The sequence below is a fragment of the Ochrobactrum vermis genome, from assembly GCF_002975205.1.
GTDB lineage: Bacteria > Pseudomonadota > Alphaproteobacteria > Rhizobiales > Rhizobiaceae > Brucella > Brucella vermis.
In genome coordinates, this window is sequence record NZ_PCOC01000002.1 from 500,060 (window position 1) to 518,267 (window position 18,208).

Here is an 18,208-nt window from a genome sequence, read left to right on the forward strand (position 1 = left end):
GAGCAAGGTTCCGTTCCATCAGCATTCAGGCAATTGCTGTGGCGGGGCTGGTTTGCACCTGCCCCGCGACGGCAGCTGTGTCACGACCGAGGCAAGTCACTGGCCAGCAGCTTCTGGGGGTCCAGACGAGCGCCATGATATTTTTCGTAAATGTCGATCAACTTGCCATTGTCGAGATTGGTCTTTATCCAGCTGTCGATCCATTCCTTGAGCTTTGGCTCGTTTTTGCGGAGAGCAATACCAAGTGGATATGCCTTCGCGATAAACTTCTCTTCGAGGTCGAGCTTGGGATTGGCCTTGATCAGTTCGGTCAAAAGCGGACGAGATGTTGCATAGATAGCAATCTGACCGCTGGTTACTGCCGCGCTCGATGTCGGATCATCTTCAAACCGAACGATCTGGACGCCGGAAACATCCGCGGTCTTTTCCGTCAGATTGGTGTCATTGACCGTGCCGCGGGTGACCGCAACCGATGCATCGGTAAGATCCGCATAGGATTTTACGTTTGCTTCTTTCGGTGCTGCAACGACAATTGCGGTTTCAGCATAGGGTATGCTGAAATCCACCACCTCAAGCCGCTCCTTTGTTATCGACAGTGTCGATACGGCCAGATCCGCCTTGCCCGAAACCAGGAATGGAATGCGGCCCGAGGTTGGAACCGTCAGGAACTCAATATCCACACCCATGTCTTTGGCCAGCAGCTTCGCTGTTTCCACTTCCGAACCTGTCGGCTGGAATTGCGCATCGCGCATCGCATAAGGCGGGTTTCCAAGATCAATGGCGACCTGCAGCTTGCCTTTCTGACGGATCGTATCCAACTGATCGGCAAAGGATGGCTGTGCCATCATGGCGGCCATGCCGATGCCAAGGCCCATAATCGCCAGAAGTTTTCTCTTATTCATAATGGTCATGTTTCCTCCTCCTGTTGTTGGTGATGTCGCTCCTCATCGACACCACACGCTTTGATTGGATGTTCAGTGGCGCGCGCCAACGAAGCTGCGCAATTCAGGGGTCTGCGGGCTCGTTAAAATGGCCGGGCTGCCCTGTTCGCAAATCTGACCCTGATGCATGAAGACAATCTTGTCTGCGACGCGTTGAGCGAAGTCCATTTCGTGGGTGACGAGCAGCATTGTCATGCCATTCCTGGCAAGATCCTCTATGACCTTCAGCACTTCGCCAGTCAGTTCAGGATCAAGTGCCGAGGTAACCTCATCGAACAGCATAACTTTCGGTTTCATTGCCAAGGAACGGGCGATAGCCACGCGTTGCTGTTGTCCGCCGGATAGTTGCTCAGGATAGGAATCGATCTTTTCCGCCAGCCCAACCTGCCGCAAAACGACGTCGGCTATTTCCCGCGCGGCTGGTTTCGCCATTTTCTTGACCCAACGCAGCGCCAGAGTGATGTTTTGTTCAACCGTCAGATGTGGGAAAAGATTGTAGCTCTGGAAGACGATGCCGACGTCCTGACGCAGCGCGCGCAGATTGATATCAGGATCGCTCACGCGATGATCACAAACCCAGATATCCCCGCTATTGACTGTTTCAAGTCGGTCGACACAACGCAGCGCCGTACTTTTGCCTGAACCGCTTCGTCCAATCAGAGCAACAACCTGCCCCTTTTCAATTTCGAGATTGATACCTCTGAGCACCGGCAGCGAGCCATAGCTTTTATGAACGTCAACGAACTTAACGACGGCTGACACTGTACATCCTCTCGAATTTCCGGCTGGCCGCTGAGAGCGGAAAGCAAATGCAAAAGTAGAAGAATGCGATCACGAGATAGGTCGTGAAGGGCTGAAACGTCGAAGCGTTGATTTCTTTGCCGATATAAGTCATCTCGGCCATGCCGATGATCGACGCGAGCGACGTATTCTTGACGATTTGAACCATGAAGCCGACTGTTGGAGGCGTCGCGATACGCATGGCTTGCGGCATGATGACAAGCCAGAGCCCCTCCAAGCCAGTCAAAGCCAAGCAATCGGAAGCTTCCCATTGCGTACGTGGCACGGATTGTAGGCTGCCTCGCCAGATGGCACCAAGGAAAGCGCTCGCAAAGATTGTCATCGCAAGGCTGGCGGCAAAGAGTGACGAAACTTCAATGCCGAAGACCGGCAATCCGAAGTAAACGATGAACATCAGGATCAGGACCGGCGTGCCCTGCACGAGAACGATATAGGCATCAACCAGAGCAACCAGAGCCTTGCTTTTTGCTATACCGGCCAATGCTACCGCAAAGCCTAGCAAGCCACCAAATATGAAGGCAATGACGGAGAGCAAGACTGTCCAAATCAATCCCTGCAGCAAAACTTCGATGTGAATCCAGGAGAAATTCGTAAACATCCCGACCTCCTAAAGATTGGTGCCAAGACGGCGCTTGCGTGGAAACAACACCGACCCCAGAAGCTTGAACAGCCCACGCATCAAAAGGGAAAGGACAAGATAGATGACCAGAATGACGAGATAGACTTCGAAAGAACGAAATGTCATCGACTGGATGCGCGCCGCCGCACCGGTCAGCTCTTCAGCCGAGATTTGCGATGCCACGCTGGTTGCCAGCATCAGCAGTACATACTGGCTAACGAGCGCGGGATAAACTTTTTCAAGCGCAGGCGGCAACATGATCCCTGCAAGCATCTGCAGACGCGACAGCCCCAGCGTATCGGCAGCTTCCAACTGGCCGGGGTGAATGGCCTGCAGGCCTGCGCGAATGATCTCACTAGAATAGGCGCCGACATTGATGGTCAGGCCGATCAGCGCCGATGTCTGAGCGGAAAATTTGACACCCATCGAAGACAGGCCGAAATAAACCAGAAATAGCTGGACCAGCAGCGGCGTATTGCGAATTGCTTCTACGTAAATCGCCACGAGAATGCGCAGGAGTTTGTATTTGCTGATGCTGGCAACCGCACAGATCGTGCCCAAGATGAAACCGAGCACTGTAACTATCAGGGACATCTGGATGGTTGCGAATGTGCCCTTGAGCAACAGCGGCCAGTACTGGCTCAGGAAGCTGAAACTGAATTCGTAACTCATAGAGACTTCACCGAACCGGACGAAGCGCCCTGCAATTCACAAATCGGTTTTTGATCCGCGCTCAACCGTTTGCAGGCGGTTGCTCCGCGTGAAACACGGTCGCCCGCAATCATGCAATCGACGATTGCAATGTACCATTTGGTCACGAATATTTCCTCCCAAGCTCAACGTGCTTCACCCTGGGATGGGTCTCCTCGAAGCAACATCTGCTCAATTTCAATCAAGCTAATTCTAACTTATGACATATGTCAAGATCGGAAAACCAATTCCTTGCAATGTGCATGAAATTGCTGATTATCGAAGAAACTATCCTGCGCCTCGGTGAGATCACCACAGTTCTGGCCAATCTGCTTGGCCCCGTCCGTCTAGCCAAAATCGTTGGTTCTGCGCCGATGTCGAAATATTGCGCACATAATAATCGTGGCCTGTGGTTTTCAGTCGTCCACCAGATTTCTCACCCTGATAAATACCGCTTCCAGCATTGTTTTCTGCTTAGCCGTGGCTACATGTCTCAAATCCCCGATTTGCGGGAGGCAAATGAGCTCGTGATTATTCCGTGAAAACATTATGGAAACGAGAAGTAATGATACACCGGTAGAATATGAATATCGGGAAATCGGCCAAGGTTGATCTTGCCGAAAAGCACGCTGTAGGCTCCCGGCCCCTTTTTCCGACTTTAAAGTGGCAGCGTGCTTGGTGGTCTGTGTCGCCTTCAAGGCGAGGGAACCATGCTGCTGATCAGACGAGGACCAAGAAGCTTGACCTTGATGTCTGGCTCTTGTGTGTTTCCGCGCATTGCGCACAGCTAGATGCGCGTGATGACGTCTGGTGTCAGTTCGGAGACGCTAGAGCAGCCCAGATGCCCAAGGGTAGTCCAGAATTCACGCTGAAGTAGTTCCAACACACGCCGTGCTCCATTCTCGCCGTCAGCGGCCAGTCCCAAAGCAAGCACACGTCCCAGTGCCACAGCGTTGGCACCAAGAGCGATCGCACAAGCTATATCGCTTCCTCGACGAATTCCGCTGTCGAATATGATCGGTGTTTCGTTACTCACGGCTTCGCGTATGGCACCTAATGTATCGACAGCAGCGGCTGTGCGATCGATGGAACGACCACCGTAATTTGATACATAAAGCGCCTTTGCTCCGGCATCGAGTGCCGCCCTGGCGTCGCGAACGCTTCCAACACCCTTCACGATACAAGGCAATGGCGATTGTTGCATGACATATTCGGCCTGTTTCCAGTTCCAACGCGGCTGGGTAAAGTCGAGCAGTTCTGTCAATGCGGCAGGGTCGGATTTGCCTGGGCCGAAATTTGAGGGACCGTCGTCGCCGCGGACGGAAAACCGATCCTCCATCATCCTTTCGCGCCATTGTCGGATCGGAGAATAAGTTGCGATAATGTATTGATACCCGGCAGTTTTGGCGCGATGTATCATATCCAGAGCCGCTTGTTCGTCTCCAGCAAATGTCATCTGAAACATAACGGCAGCAGAAGAGGCGGCTTTGACCTCTTCCAGTGAGTGAGCTGCAGCAACCGGCACCATCTGCTTGATACCGATGGTTTCCGCGGCTCTACCCAATGCCAGATGACCATCAGGGTGAAATGTGCTTTCCCCTCCGCCGAAAGGAGCGACGAAAGCAGGAAAACTCAGATCAAATTCTAGGACACGCGTCGATGTATCGGGATTGCTGACACCGGCAAAAAGCGGCGGCTCAAACAGATATCGATCAAAGGCGTCCGTATTTTCGCGAAGTGTGATTTCGTCGCCAGTTCCACACCACAGATAATTCCAGGAAACATCGGAAAGATGACGGCGGGCGTCCTGGGTAATTCCGCGCATTGTCGTATATCTTTCCGTCGTAACGTAACGGTCGTCCATATGCGCTGGCTTTTTATCCATTTTATCCTCCCTATTCGGCACCGGGGCGCAGTGATGCACCCCGGTAAAGACGTCTTAGTTCTTGGCCGCAACGACAACGACTTCAATCAATCTCTTGGGATCACCTAGATCCGCAACGCCAATTGTGGCACGTGAGGGAAGATCGTCTCCATCAAGCCATTCGAGCCATGCTTCGTTCATCTCTTCTTTTTTGGACATGTCACTCAAGTAAATGCGGGCCGATAGAAGTTGCGTTTTTTTGGATCCACATTCTGCCAATACGTTATCGAGCTTTTCGCATATCTGCTGGGTCTGTTCTTTCATGCCAACTGAAATATCCGACGCAGCATGACCTCCAACAAAAATCATGCCATTGTGTTCTACCGCCGCATGCATGATGCGATGTTTCCGGTAACGCGTTACCATATCCTTACCTCTTCCATTATTTGAATTAATAAGCCGTCAGGCCTTCTATGCAGGGGCATAAGGCCGAAGATCGATTTCTGTTTTGTTGTCCGTGAGTAAGTCGGCGAGCTGTTTTCCGGCGAAGGGCCCAATCGTCAGGCCGGCCGCTCCCAATCCATTGCCAATTATCAGCCCCTTTGTTCCTGGGGCCCGTCCAAGAATTGGTTTCGCTGTGCGGGATGCGGGCCGAAAGCCAATTCGGGTCTCTATATGTGTAGCAGTGGCAAGACCAGGTGCTATTGCAAGGCCAGCGTTTAATACTTCTGCCTGCCCGCCTGCAGTGACGCGATAATCGAAGCCTGAATTTTCTTCTCGGGTTGCACCAATCACAACACGGGAATCGTCAAAGGCTAGGAGATAGTGGCTGCCCATTGGCAAGAGCACCGGCCAGGTCGATGTCTCAACTCCGGGTAGACGTAGATGGACGATCTGCCCCTTTTGTGGCTCAACAGGATGATTGAGGCCGAGAGGGTCGAGAATCTGGGAAGCCCAGGCACCAGCTGTGACCACAATTTCATCGGCCTCGATTATCGCTCCGTCGCTGGCAGAGCAAACCGGTTGTCCGCCTTGCAGGCTAAGTGAGACACGATCCTTTCGGACTTTAGCGCCCAAAGATGATGCTGCGCGGACCATGGCGGCAGAAAGCAGTCGCGCGTCGACCCTGGCAGCACCGGGAATGTAAATGGCCTCTGTGCCTTCCCGCAGGGGTGGGAACTTCTCACGTGCAGCAGAAGGGCTCAGATGTACGATGTTGCCCGCTTCGGGAACATTGGCTACGCGACGCACGATACGTTCGGCCGCTGCGTCAAATTCCTGCTTATCATCAGCGACGACAAGTCCGCCGACCTGTCCATAACCCAGATCGGTTTCACCAAAAGACTTCAATCCATCAATCAATGATTCGTAATAGTGCGCGCCAGCGGCATACATATTGTAGAAATCACCGTCCTCGAGCTTGGTTGCCCAAGGGCATACGATGCCGGCGCCAGCCCATGTTGCTTTCCCTTCATGCTCGGCATCGACTATTTCCACGTCGACGCCTTTCCGAGCCAGATGGTAAGCGGTGCTTGCTCCAAGAATGCCGGCACCAATTATCAAGGCTTTCATGTCTTCTCCCAATGTTAAAGGCTGCGCGTCTTGCCTCGGAATCCGCCTTACTCGACGGTTACACCCGAAAAGCGACTGGTTCCGAAGATGGCTGGCTGAAAACCCTTCACAGTTTTGCTCACAGCCATCAGTGTATCCGCGCCGCCGAGGATGACCGCGGGCACTTCTTCGTGGAAACGCTCCTGAGCTTTTTTATAAAGGGCGATCCGCTTTTCTTTATCGGTAACGCGCCCCGCTTCGTTCATCTGGCTAATAAATTCCTCGTCGCACCATGCGCCAACATTGGACGGGCTTGGTTTGCCATCAGAATCACAAATGAAATAGTTGTTCGGAATCTGGCTTGGATCGGGAAAATCATAGATGCCGCCGAACATCGCTACCTTTGCTTCTCCAGCGCGCGCGCGTTGAATATATTCGCCCCATTCATAGGAAACGATCTCCGCCTTCACGCCGATCCTAGCCCAATCGGCCTGGATCATCTCCGCTGCACGACGGCCGTTGGGCATATAGGGTCGATAAACGGGGATTGCCCATATCTGTGTCGAGAAACCATCTGGAAAGCCTGCATCCTTTAAAAGCGCCTTTGCCTTTTCTGGATTGTACTCGTGTGGCGGCAGATCCTTGTCATGCCCCCACAGAACCGGTGGGATGAGGGCGCCGGTCGCGACGCCCATACCGTTATAGACTGCATCAACGAGTGCGGGAACATTGATTGCCTCAGCGAGAGCCGTTCTCACGCGCTTGTCCTTGAACTTGTCATCACGGAAATTGAAATCGATGAAACCAGTCGAAGCGACTGGTGATTGAATGAGATCGAGGTTTTCACTCTTCGTGATTTGATCGCGGTCGGCCAGGTTGGGATAAAGTGCAATCTGACATTCGCCGGCCAGAGCACGTTGTAACCGTACCGAAGCATCGGTGCTGATGGCCATGATCAGCGTATCGACCATCGGAGTGCGGCTCTTGTCCCCTGCTGCGGCACCCCAGGTATCCTTGAAGGGGGCCAGACGTATGATCGCATCCTGCTGATAGTCCTGTAGGGCGAAAGGACCGGTTCCGATCGGCTGAAGATCAAAGCTTTGAGGTGTTCCCGCTTTAAGCAACGCGTCAGCATATTCGGCCGAGGTAATGGCCAGTGATTGGTGAGCCATGATGCCAATGAAGGGCGCCAGTGGCTCTTTCAGGCCAAAAGCCACCGTATAGTCATCGACTTTGGTGACCGATTTCAGAATATCGGCAAGCTTTGTATTGAACGTAACATAATTGCCGCCGTTGATTTTTGCATAAGGGTGATCCGGTTTCATCATCCTGTCGAATGTGAAAACAACATCATCTGCATTGAACGTACGGCTGGGTGTGAATTGATCATTAGATTGCCATTTCACACCCTTTCTCAGCTTGAAAGTGTAGGTGCGGCCATCATCGGAAATCGTCCAGTTCTCTGCCAGCGAAGGTTCGATGTCGGAACTGTTGGATTTCACGGAAACTAGATTGTCGTAGATGTTTCCAAGTACGTTGGAGGTGGTGCCATTGTTGCTGAGCTGCGGATTGAATATTTCCGGTGAGCCCTCCACACACACTGACAAAATTCCAGCATTGGCGGATGTCGATAGCGCCAGGGTCAATAATACCAGCCCACGAGCCAGACTTTTTCTCATACTTATTCCCCTTATTCAGCAGACCGATTGTGCGGCCTGTTTTTCTTTCTTGGTGGGGAGGAAAGCCCGATGAGGTATGAATGTCAAATAGCAAACTATCTAATCATTATAACCAAAACTTATATCGCTTTGCCGGACCAGGAATGGTCGCCTGGCTGAGGGATTACCGGCGTTTATCAAAGGGAGCGACAGCTTCACGTAAAAATTCAATGAGCTTGCTGGCAGCCAGGGATTTTGGATGGCTTTTGGGCGTGTAAAGCCAAAGGTCGATGGTCGTTTCAGGTGAAATACTTCTGCGCAAGAGGACATCGGGACCAAAATCGAGTCCGACAAAGGACGGCACGATCGAAACACCGACTCCGTTAGCGACAAAACAACAGGCCGTTTCGGAAAGAGGCACCTCTATGCGATTTCGTTTCTGTACGCCCTTGATCTGAAACGCGCGATCAATTGTCATCAAGGAACAGTCGTCACGGGCCAGTGAAATGAAAGGATCGTTCCCGAGGTCTTCGAGGTCGATTACCGATTTACTTGCAAGTGGGTGGCTGGGAGCCAGGACACAAACCATCTCAAACCGCATCAAGCGCTCGGCCTCAACGTTTGGATGTTCGAACGGGAGAACGCTGAGGCCGATGTCAACCTGTTGTGCAGCAACAAGTTCAATGATCCGGGGCGATGGCAGGCTTCGCATGGTAAAGTGAATGTCAGGCTGTTCTGAAAGTAGGGGGGCAAGTGCCTGTGCGAGGAAGCGGGTTGTCAAAGCGGCCGGAGCGACCAGTGTGATTTCACCCCATTCCTGGTTGCGCACCGCATCGGCCAGACGTGCCACGCGGTCAGTGCCAGAGAACATCTTGGCCACTTCAACAGCCAGCATGCGAGCTTCGAGCGTGGGAGCCAGACGCCCGCCGGATCGCACGAAAAGTCGAAACCCACATGCGTCCGAAAAGCTGCGCAGGAGCTTGCTTACGGCTGGTTGAGAAATGCGCATCCGTTCAGCAGCCAGGGTCACAGAGCCTGTTTCTATGGTATTGTGGAACGCTTCCAGTTGACGGATATTCATTCGTGGCCCTTGTTAATCAGGATGCAAATATGAGGCCTGGTTATCTTAGATGAGGAGTCTAGTGCTTAACAATCATGTCGACATCGTTTTCCTTCGCGCATCCGCAAAAAGCGATAACGTGTCCAATCGGGTCAGCTAGTGGATGTGGTTTAGGGGCGAAAGGAGTGCCAATCGATGGATCTGGAAGAATTCGCCAAAGAGATATTTCTTAGTCAGCCTTTCAGTCAGTTTCTAGGTGCTGAACTCGTTGGGGTAGGCGACGGCAGCGCAGATATCTCCTTAACTATACACGAGCTTCATACCCAGCAGCATGGTTATGTTCACGGGGGCGTGATTAGCTACCTGGCCGACAATGCGCTTACATTTGCGGGAGGGCTCGCTCTTGGTGGCGACGCGCTTACCTCTGAGTACAAGATCAATTTTGTTCGACCTGCGAGAGGCGACAAATTGCTGGCACATGCATGGACACTAAGCAAGGGGAAACGGCAAGCCGTGTGTCAATGCAAGGTCGTCTGTAACGAGATGTTGATAGCAGTTGCTCAGGGGACGATTGTTGCTGCTTAGGCGTAATTTTTACGTTTTTAAGCGAAGGCCTGCCAATCGGTTTAACAAATTTATTCACGCCATTTAGTACGGCTAGCCGAGCATTATTGGAACAATTTCGGCGTTTCATGAGTTTGTCTCCGTACAAAAATGTATGTTCTAGCCCCAGTATTGAGGAGGCGAGATGGGAGAATTGTTCTCCTTGGTTTCCCGCGCTTCTCATCAGCGGATTTGTACGCGCACTATCTGAAGCGTGCAGGTGTACCACCTTGGGCGAAGACGGTGCTTAACGAAAGCAGGGATAAATCGATGGCACCCCGTGCGAACTGGAAAGGACAGCTGAAAATTGATCAGCTTTTGTGTCCTGTCGCGCTGTTCACGGCGGCATCGACTTCCGAACGTGTTTCATTCCATCTGATTAATCGTAAGACCGGAAATCGCCTCAACCGGGAGTTCGTAGACAGCGATACCGGCAAACCGGTGCCGCGCGAGAAGCAGGTCAAGGGCTATGAAGTGTCGTCCGGCACCTATTTGAGTTTCGACGAAGCGGAAATCGCTTCGGCCATTCCCGAAAGTGACAAGACGCTTAATGTCACCCGATTTGTGAAATGTGACGAGATCGACAACGTCTATCTCGACCGGCCATATTATCTTGCTCCGGTTGGACACAGCGATAGTTTCGTACTCATTCGCGAGGGTATGAAATCTGAAATGGTAGCCGCAATCGCCGAGACTGTCCTGTTCCGCCGCGCGCGACAGGTTCTGATCCGTGCCGACGATGGTGGTCTGATAGCCACGACGCTCAATTTCGAATATGAGGTACGAGCGGCAGCGGAGGCATTTGCCGACTTGGGCACTTTCACGTTTGATCAAGAAATGCTCGACCTGGCGAAGCATATTATCGACACCAAGATGGGCAGTTTCGACCCCGCAGGCTTCGATGACCGGTACGATGCAGCACTGGCAGATTTGATAAAGGCGAAGATTGAGGGGAGACCGCTCAAGAAGCCGGCTGCGCCGAAGACTGCCGAGGTTATCGATCTCAAGGAGGCTCTTCGCAAGAGTGCAAACCTGGGCCGGGCCGGGCAGGCGGCGACCAAAGCAATAAAAGGCAAAGCCAAGTCTGGGGCGGCATCTGGAACAAAGTCTAGAAAAAAGGTTGGCTGATCATGGGACAGCCACTCGAAACCTATCGCAGGAAACGCGATTTTACCCTCACTAACGAGCCGCGCGGTAAGTCTTCGCGCACAAAACGCGAGCTCTTTGTGGTACAAAAACATGATGCTCGCAGACTGCATTATGATTTTCGCCTCGAGATGGATGGCGTGCTGAAAAGTTGGGCCGTGACGCGAGGTCCAAGCCTTGTTCCTGGCGAAAAGCGACTGGCCGTGCATGTGGAGGACCATCCGCTTGAATATGCGGACTTCGAAGGCACGATCCCTAAAGGCGAGTACGGTGGTGGTACAGTTATCGTCTGGGATACAGGGCGTTGGAAATCCACTGGTGATGCACATAAGCAATACAAGAAAGGGCATCTTGAGTTCGAGCTCACAGGGGGAAAACTCAAAGGTCGCTGGCATTTGGTCCGGATGCACGGAAAGCCAGACGAGAAGCGAGAGAATTGGCTCCTCATCAAGGGTGAGGACGAGTTTGCTAGAAATCCTGATGAACCTGACATTCTTGAAGAGATGCCGAAATCAGTAAAAACCGGCCGCGCCATCGCCGATGTCGAACACGAAGCGCCAGGTTGGTCATCGAAAACTGGTCCGATCAACAAAAAGTCGAACGCTCAAGGGGAGGGTGGGGGCGCAAATATCAAAAATGCGAAGAAGCGACCGATGCCGGGTTTCGTCAAACCTGAGCTCGCTACGCTCGTATCAGCTGCTCCAGATGGAAACCGCTGGCTTCACGAGATCAAGTTCGACGGTTATCGCATCCAGGCTCATATTGCGGGGGGCAAGGTCGCTCTTTATTCGCGTGGGGGGCTGGATTGGACTGAAAAATTTGGCCAGCAGATCGCCAGAGATCTTGTTGGTACGGGCGTGAACGAAGCCATATTTGATGGGGAGATCGTTGTCGAAAACCAGTCGGGACTGTCCGACTTTTCAGCTTTGCAAGAGGATCTAAGCGAGGGACGTTCCGATCGGTTCGTTTATTACCTCTTCGATCTTCTATATGTTGATGGTGAAGATCTCCGCCAGACTCCTCTGGTTGAGCGCAAAACGTTGCTTGAAAAATTAATTCACGGATTATCGTCAACACTTCGCTTCAGCGAGGCCTTTGATGCCGATGGGGCTGCGGTACTGAAGAATGCCTGCGGACTTGGCCTTGAGGGCATTGTGTCGAAGCTCAGGGAGGCATCTTATAGAAGCGGTCGCAGCAACAATTGGCGTAAGTCGAAATGCATTGGACGACAGGAATTCGTCATTGCAGGCTATGTTCCCTCGACGGCAACGCGAGCGGCAATCGGTTCGCTCCTTTTGGGTGTACAGGATAAAAAGGGGCTGGTTCCCGTGGGCCGGGTGGGAACAGGCTTTTCGGTCAGGATTGCAAAAGAACTTTACAAACGGCTGCAAGCCATGCGGCAGGGAGAGAGCCCATTCGCCGTGCCACTGACGGCTGATGAACGGCGCGGAGCCAAGTTCGTCACGCCGCTACTGGTAGCGGAAATCGAATTTCGTGCCTGGACGGCCGACAAACGATTGCGTCACGCTTCTTTCAGGGGACTGCGCGACGATAAGGTTGCCAAGGACATCATATGGGAGAAGCAAACCGTGTCAGCTCGTGTTTCCGGCAAAGCCCCAGAGCAAATCGACGTGAAGCTCACACATCCCGACCGGATTTACTGGCCGGGCGAGGGTGTCACAAAACAGGGGCTTGCCGATTATTACGCCGAAGTCTGGCCTCGCATCGAACCTTTTATCGTCAATCGTCCACTGGCATTGCTGCGCTGCCCGACCGGCATCGACGGAGAACATTTTTTCCAAAAGCATGCATGGAAAGGGCTGAATGAGCATATTGTCGAGGTTCAGGACTCAAAGAACAAGGAAGAAGAACCTTACATCAGCATTCGGGACTTCAATGGGCTGATCGGTCTGGTGCAAGCCGCGACGCTGGAAATTCACCCCTGGGGTTCTACGCTCAAAAACTGGGAGCTGCCTGACATGTTGACCATGGACCTCGATCCGGGGGAGGGGGTTCCGTGGCCACGCGTGATCCAAGCCGCAACCGAGACCAAGGAACGTCTGGAAAAGCTCGGATTGACGGCGTTTGTTAAAACGTCCGGCGGGAAGGGGCTGCATGTGGTCGCGCCGTTGAAGCCGAAGGCCAGCTGGGACGCACTCAAGAGTTTTACAAAGGCAATTGCCGGCCAGATGGCTGCAGACAGCCCCGACCATTATGTCTCGACTATTTCCAAGGCCAAGCGCAAGGGCAAAATTCTCATCGATTATCTGCGCAACCAGCGCGGCATGACTGCTGTAGCACCCTATTCGCCGCGGGCACGTCCCGGTGCCGCAGTTTCCATGCCGCTTGCGTGGGAGGAAGTGATGCCAGCAATAGGCCCCGCCCATTTTACTATTCTCAACACGCCGACCCGGCTGGCCGCATTGAATAGCGATCCCTGGCAGGATTTTCGCAGCGCGGAAACACCGCTGCCCAAGCTGAAGAAATAAGCAGCGCTCTTCGCATCAGTTTTTTTTGTTTTCACCGGCGAGGCTTTTTCGGAGGGCATCCATGATGTTGATAACATTGCCTTCGGTTTCTGTTGCCGTCTTGCGCGGCTTCGACCCGGTTGCCGTTTTCTTTTTCTTCTTTGCAGCGATCATCGACTGAAGGTTCCTCTGCATTGGGTCCTGAAGGAAATCGGGATTCCAATCTTCCGTCTTGCCTTTGACGAGCTTGCGGACCATGGAAAGAAGCTTCGTGTCGGGTTTGCCTTCCTCAATATCTGAAAAATAGTGCGTCGCTTTCCGCACCTCATCGCCGAAGCGCAGCGTCCACAGGACAATTCCGCGTCCGCGTGGCTCAAGAAGCACGGCTCTTTCGCGTCGGTACATGACGAGGCGGGCCAGACCGAAGACTGCGCTTTTTTCCATTGCCTCCCGAATGACGGAAAAGGCTTCCTGACCTACCTTGTCGGACGGCGCGAGATAATGCGGCTTGTCGTACCAGATCCAGCCAATGCTGTCGCGCGGCACAAACTTTTCGATGTCTATAGTTTTGGTGCTCTCGAGTGCCACAGCTTCCAGCTCATCCTCTTCAAGAACGATATAGCTGCCGTCGTCTTTCTCGAACCCTTTGACCTCATCATCATCCCGTACGGGCTTGTGCGTAATGGAATCCACATATCGGCTGATCACCCGGTTGCCTGTCTCGGCATTCAGGGTGTGGAAGCGCACCTTCTCGCTGTCGCTGGTCGCGGGCGTCAGCTCCACTGCACAAGTGACGAGCGAGAGTTTGAGATAGCCTTTCCAGAAACTGTGGGGCACGAACTGATCCTCCGGGAAGAACAGGATAACCTGTTTGAAGCCCGATAGTTCCCGATCAGATTTGTTCAGCCTGGGAATCTGTCGCGATTTGTAGTGGTTGTTCGGCAAGGAGAATAGGATTGGCGGGCATCGCTAAAAAGTAGTCTGCACTATGATCGCCGCAGCCCTAGCCATGCCTGTTTCGATAACGCGTTCCGCCCCATTCGGCCGAGTTGTTGTGATCATAGAAGCGGTTATACATGGCTGTGAGATTGTCTGGCCGTTTTTAATTGGAAGCGGCATGCCTTTATAAACAAACTCGATAAAGCCTTCATTGACGAATTTATTGCGAGCTGCTTGTCTATAGTTTCCAGCACGCACGCATCATGGATGTAGTGATGGACAAGCTGCCCCATCGTCTGGGCACGTGCTTCCTTTATATTTTTTATCATTGCGATCTCAGTCGAAATGACCTGCCACTGAAGTTTCATCCGGCTGCGATTAGAGCCTCGGCGGTTTTTGATACGCCACATGGCGTGATGGGAGCAACCGGCGGAAACGCGAAGCTTCCAAATTGCGTAGCGTTGGAGCCGGTTGCGGCGATGATCCCTGCATAATCTGCCGGGGTCTGGTATCCGAGCGATGAGTGGGGCCGGAAATTGTTGTAATCGTCGGCCCATTCGGCAATGGCGCTCCGGGCATGATCGAGACCAAAGAACAGGCTCTCGTTGAGTAACTCGTCGCGCATGCGGCCATTGAAACTCTCGACATAACCGTTTTGCATCGGTCTTCCCGGCGCGATGTAGTGCCACTCGACCTTGTGATCCTTCGACCAGGCGAGGATGGCATTTGAGGTCAGTTCGGTCCCGTTGTCTGAAACAATCATGCCGGGCTTGCCTCTTCGCTCGACAAGCGTCGTCAGCTCCCTCGCGACACGGCGACCGGAGATAGATGTGTCCGGGATCGCCGCCAGGCATTCACGTGTGACGTCGTCAACCACATTGAGGATGCGGAAGCGTCTGCCGCAGGTGAACTGATCGTGGACGAAATCCAGCGACCAGCGAGCATTCGCCTTTGCTTCGACGAGGATCGGGGCACGCGTGCCAACAGCACGACGCCTGGCTTTCCGCTTGCGCACGGAAAGACCTTCCTCGCGATACAGCCGATAGATGCGATTAACCCCGGAAGGCTCTCCGTCTCGCCGAAGCAGAATGAACAGCCGTCGGTAGCCGAACCGTCGTCGCTCGTTGGCCAGATCGCGCAACTTTGCTCGCAATTCGACCTCCGGCGGTCGGCAGGACCGATAGCGGATCATCTTGCGATCAGCCGACACAATCTGGCAGGCCCGCCGCTCCGAAAGACCCAATATATCCTTCAGATGTGCAACGGCGTCACGCTTTGCGGCAGGCCCTACCATTTTTTTCCGAGAAGCTCACGAAGAGCGGCAACATCCAGCATCTGCTCGGCCAGCAACTTCTTCAGCTTGGCATTCTCGTCCTCAAGCGCCTTCAGACGCTTGGCCTCCGACACTTCCATGCCGCCGTATTTGGCCTTCCAGTTGTAAAAGGTCGCCTCGGAAATCCCGTGCTTGCGGCAAAGATCAGCGGCCTTAACGCCCGCCTCCTGCTCCTTCAACACCCCAATGATCTGCTCTTCCGTAAATCTCTGCTTCTTCATAAGTCCGTCCTCAATGGGCCGAACTCTAATCCAATCTGGAGGAAATTCTTAGTGGCAGGTCAGAAACGCTCCAAATCCAACACCGGCGGAGGCATCCGTGAATAGGCCGGAAAATGAGGATTAACGAGCTTATTGCTCAGGTGGTCGAGTTAGGCTTTTCAAATCAAGCACAGACAGCCATGCCATGAGGCATCGAGGAGCCGGAGCCGCCCATATGGGTACTTCAGCTTCATATATGCAAATTCGGGATATGGTGATCGTTAGGCTGAAAGCCAGGGGTGTTGAGGAAATCGTGTTTGCAGATGCAAGCGCCATAGCGCGATCAGCTTTTGAATTTGCTATGCTGAAAATCTGTTCTGGATCAAACGTAATATAGATCCATATTACATCAACAATTTCAAGGAGATCGAATGGTGGGCGTGACAGGGATTGAACCTGTGACCCCTACGATGTCAACGTAGTGCTCTCCCGCTGAGCTACACGCCCATTCGATGTGGCGCATACACCATATCGCGTTGCGCCCGTCAATGCCCTTTTATGAAGTTTTTTCGTCTTTTTGTTGATGACAAAACAAAGGACCGCAAATCCGCTGGATCGCCTTAGGCGGCGATCAGCATTTTTTCGATTTCGTTGACCAAATCGCGCAGGTGGAATGGCTTGGAAAGCACCTTTGCGTCGCGTGGTGCGTCCGAATCGGGGTTGAGCGCAACAGCGGCAAAGCCGGTAATGAACATGATTTTCAGGTCCGGATCGATTTCTGTGGCGCGGCGCGCCAGTTCGATACCGTCCATTTCCGGCATGACAATATCGGTCAGCAGAAGGGAGAAAGGCTCTTCCTGCAGTCTTTCATACGCGCTTGCACCATTGTCGAAGTGCGTTACGTGATATCCGGCTTTTTCCAGCGCCTTGACGAGGAAGCGGCGCATATCATTGTCATCTTCAGCTAGAAGGATTCTCTTCATTTTTCCGTCCGAATTCTGTGTCGTGTTCATCGCCCAAAAGCTGACCCTTAACGACTCGATATTCACCGTAGAAAACGCTTCTTTGGTAAATATGGAATGAATGCTCGCGCGAATGTTAATTGTTATGGCGCGTATTTGGCAACAAGCTGTTCAGTGTGACAGGATTGTCGCATATGCACGCCCATGCACGAGCGGCGGGATTCGCCTTCCTGCCATTTGCACGCATGGGCTGTCTGACGTAATTTGGTGTGTTACTGGTGAGGATCGTCGTCGGATGGTTCGGGTGTTCCGGTCGAAAACGGGTGAAGAATGAGTTTGGAGCGCGATTTTAGTCTGATACCGCCCTTCGAGATATGCGCTCCGGCGGAACAGCGCATTCCGTTTGTCTTCAATTCACCGCATAGCGGACGCTATTATCCGCACTCCTTTGTAGAGGCCTCGCGTCTCGACGCATTGAGTATACGCCATTCGGAAGACTGTTATGTCGATGAGTTGTTTGCTTCGGCAACACGGCTAGGGGCGCCTTTGCTCAAGGCGCATTTCCCGCGCGCATTTCTCGACGTGAACCGTGAGGCCTACGAACTCGATCCGCGTATGTTTGCCGAGCCGCTGCCGCCTTTCGTCAACAGCCAGTCGGCGCGTGTTGCCGGCGGGCTTGGCACGGTTCCGCGTCTGGTCGGTGAGGGGCAGTTAATCTATCCGGGACGCATCCCACTTGCCGAAGCCTTCTATCGCATCGAAGACCTCTACAAGCCGTATCACCATGCGCTTGATGCACTGCTTCAGTCCACGCGCGAGCATTTTGGTTATGCGGTTCTGATCGACTGCCACTCGATGCCGGGAGGAGTGCGTCCCGGTGAGGTCGGCTCGCGGCCAGATTTCATTGTTGGTGACCGTTTTGGTCGGTCGTGCAGTGAGAGGCTCACGCACGCCGCCATCGATCTGTTGCAGAATCTGGGCTACACCGTTGCGCACAACAAGCCCTATGCAGGTGGATTCATTACCGAGCATTACGGAAGGCCCGCCATGGCCTGCCATGCACTGCAGATAGAAATCAATCGCAGTATCTACGTGAACGAGCAGAGCCTGCATAAGCTTGCGGGTTTCGAGGCGCTCTGTGCCGATCTGCATGGATTTTTGAGCGATCTGACATCCTTGCCGGATGATCTGTTTATCGCGCCGCCTCTGGCTGCAGAGTAACTCGCCTCGTCGAGTACGTTTCTCAGATAAAAAGAACCGCGCCCGAACGATACGAGCGCGGTCAAAGACTAGGGAGGAAATGCCCCGAAAGGCATCGACAGGAAAACCTGTCTGGGATTTAAGTTACGTCTGAATGTCATTAACGTCAAGAA

18 protein-coding genes, 1 tRNA gene and 1 pseudogene are annotated in these 18,208 nt (G+C 53.1%); 5 read left to right on the plus strand and 15 right to left on the minus strand.

Features of this window, described 5'->3' with window-relative positions; all coding sequences use genetic code 11:
- Positions 1–80: 80 nt before the first annotated feature.
- From CQZ93_RS16615 to CQZ93_RS16630, 4 genes are all read right to left on the minus strand, one after another.
- Positions 81–911 (minus strand): transporter substrate-binding domain-containing protein, encoded by an 831-nt coding sequence (locus CQZ93_RS16615; protein WP_210201108.1) that lies wholly within the window; start codon positions 909–911, stop codon positions 81–83.
- Positions 912–974: 63 nt separating this feature from the next.
- Complete coding sequence (locus CQZ93_RS16620; protein WP_105543736.1) at positions 975–1,703, minus strand: amino acid ABC transporter ATP-binding protein; 729 nt, start codon at positions 1,701–1,703, stop codon at positions 975–977.
- A complete protein-coding gene (locus CQZ93_RS16625; RefSeq protein WP_105543737.1) occupies positions 1,687–2,340 on the minus strand; it encodes an amino acid ABC transporter permease in 654 nt (217 codons plus the stop codon). Before CQZ93_RS16625 ends, CQZ93_RS16620 begins: the two co-directional genes overlap by 17 nt.
- A gap of 9 nt (positions 2,341–2,349) precedes the next feature.
- Complete coding sequence (locus CQZ93_RS16630) at positions 2,350–3,033, minus strand: amino acid ABC transporter permease (protein ID WP_105543738.1); 684 nt, start codon at positions 3,031–3,033, stop codon at positions 2,350–2,352.
- Between the two features lie 281 nt (positions 3,034–3,314).
- Between CQZ93_RS16630 and CQZ93_RS16635 the strand changes: the two genes are divergently transcribed.
- On the plus strand, positions 3,315–3,593 hold the full coding sequence (locus tag CQZ93_RS16635) for a hypothetical protein (protein WP_146114465.1): 279 nt from the start codon (positions 3,315–3,317) through the stop codon (positions 3,591–3,593).
- A gap of 245 nt (positions 3,594–3,838) precedes the next feature.
- On the opposite strand, the gene CQZ93_RS16640 is transcribed toward CQZ93_RS16635, so the two are convergent.
- The 6 genes and pseudogenes from CQZ93_RS16640 to CQZ93_RS27015 all read right to left on the minus strand — a co-directional run.
- Entirely contained in the window at positions 3,839–4,936 is a 1,098-nt protein-coding gene (locus tag CQZ93_RS16640) for an alpha-hydroxy acid oxidase (RefSeq protein WP_105543740.1), read from the minus strand.
- A 54-nt stretch (positions 4,937–4,990) separates the two neighbouring features.
- Positions 4,991–5,341, minus strand: coding sequence for a RidA family protein (locus tag CQZ93_RS16645; RefSeq protein ID WP_105543741.1), 351 nt, complete (start codon positions 5,339–5,341; stop codon positions 4,991–4,993).
- A 45-nt stretch (positions 5,342–5,386) separates the two neighbouring features.
- Positions 5,387–6,487, minus strand: a complete 1,101-nt coding sequence (locus CQZ93_RS16650; protein ID WP_105543742.1) for an NAD(P)/FAD-dependent oxidoreductase — start codon at positions 6,485–6,487, stop codon at positions 5,387–5,389.
- A gap of 47 nt (positions 6,488–6,534) precedes the next feature.
- Positions 6,535–8,145, minus strand: coding sequence for an ABC transporter substrate-binding protein (locus CQZ93_RS16655; protein WP_105543743.1), 1,611 nt, complete (start codon positions 8,143–8,145; stop codon positions 6,535–6,537).
- Positions 8,146–8,308: 163 nt separating this feature from the next.
- Positions 8,309–9,019, minus strand: coding sequence for a LysR substrate-binding domain-containing protein (locus tag CQZ93_RS16660; RefSeq protein WP_286154273.1), 711 nt, complete (start codon positions 9,017–9,019; stop codon positions 8,309–8,311).
- Between the two features lie 15 nt (positions 9,020–9,034).
- Positions 9,035–9,205 (minus strand): annotated as a pseudogene (locus CQZ93_RS27015) (LysR family transcriptional regulator); the annotation flags it as partial.
- 174 nt (positions 9,206–9,379) lie between these two features.
- On the opposite strand from CQZ93_RS27015, the gene CQZ93_RS16665 reads away from it, so the two are divergent.
- The 3 genes from CQZ93_RS16665 to ligD all read left to right on the plus strand — a co-directional run bounded on the left by CQZ93_RS16665 (position 9,380) and on the right by ligD (position 13,422).
- A complete protein-coding gene (locus CQZ93_RS16665) occupies positions 9,380–9,769 on the plus strand; it encodes a PaaI family thioesterase (RefSeq protein ID WP_105543745.1) in 390 nt (129 codons plus the stop codon).
- Between the two features lie 288 nt (positions 9,770–10,057).
- Positions 10,058–10,915, plus strand: a complete 858-nt coding sequence (gene ku / locus CQZ93_RS16670; protein ID WP_105543746.1) for a non-homologous end joining protein Ku — start codon at positions 10,058–10,060, stop codon at positions 10,913–10,915.
- A gap of 2 nt (positions 10,916–10,917) precedes the next feature.
- Complete coding sequence (gene ligD / locus CQZ93_RS16675) at positions 10,918–13,422, plus strand: DNA ligase D (RefSeq protein ID WP_105543747.1); 2,505 nt, start codon at positions 10,918–10,920, stop codon at positions 13,420–13,422.
- 15 nt (positions 13,423–13,437) lie between these two features.
- On the opposite strand, the gene ku (CQZ93_RS16680) is transcribed toward ligD, so the two are convergent.
- The 5 genes from ku (CQZ93_RS16680) to cpdR form a co-directional block, all read right to left on the minus strand.
- Complete coding sequence (gene ku / locus CQZ93_RS16680; protein ID WP_105545179.1) at positions 13,438–14,238, minus strand: non-homologous end joining protein Ku; 801 nt, start codon at positions 14,236–14,238, stop codon at positions 13,438–13,440.
- A gap of 132 nt (positions 14,239–14,370) precedes the next feature.
- Complete coding sequence (locus CQZ93_RS16685; RefSeq protein ID WP_105543748.1) at positions 14,371–14,598, minus strand: class I SAM-dependent methyltransferase; 228 nt, start codon at positions 14,596–14,598, stop codon at positions 14,371–14,373.
- A gap of 106 nt (positions 14,599–14,704) precedes the next feature.
- Positions 14,705–15,894, minus strand: a protein-coding gene (locus CQZ93_RS16690; RefSeq protein ID WP_105543491.1) for an IS3 family transposase whose coding sequence is annotated in 2 segments (ribosomal slippage) — positions 14,705–15,642 and positions 15,642–15,894 — 1,191 coding nt in all. Because the reading frame shifts where the segments join, the coding sequence is not laid out codon by codon here.
- Positions 15,895–16,305: 411 nt separating this feature from the next.
- Positions 16,306–16,380, minus strand: a tRNA-Val gene (locus CQZ93_RS16695).
- 113 nt (positions 16,381–16,493) lie between these two features.
- A complete protein-coding gene (gene cpdR / locus CQZ93_RS16700) occupies positions 16,494–16,856 on the minus strand; it encodes a cell cycle two-component system response regulator CpdR (protein WP_002966536.1) in 363 nt (120 codons plus the stop codon).
- Positions 16,857–17,165: 309 nt separating this feature from the next.
- Between cpdR and CQZ93_RS16705 the strand changes: the two genes are divergently transcribed.
- The gene (locus tag CQZ93_RS16705) at positions 17,166–18,056 is read left to right on the plus strand and encodes an N-formylglutamate amidohydrolase (RefSeq protein ID WP_105543749.1); all 891 of its coding nucleotides are present in this window, start codon (positions 17,166–17,168) and stop codon (positions 18,054–18,056) included.
- Positions 18,057–18,208: the final 152 nt, after the last annotated feature.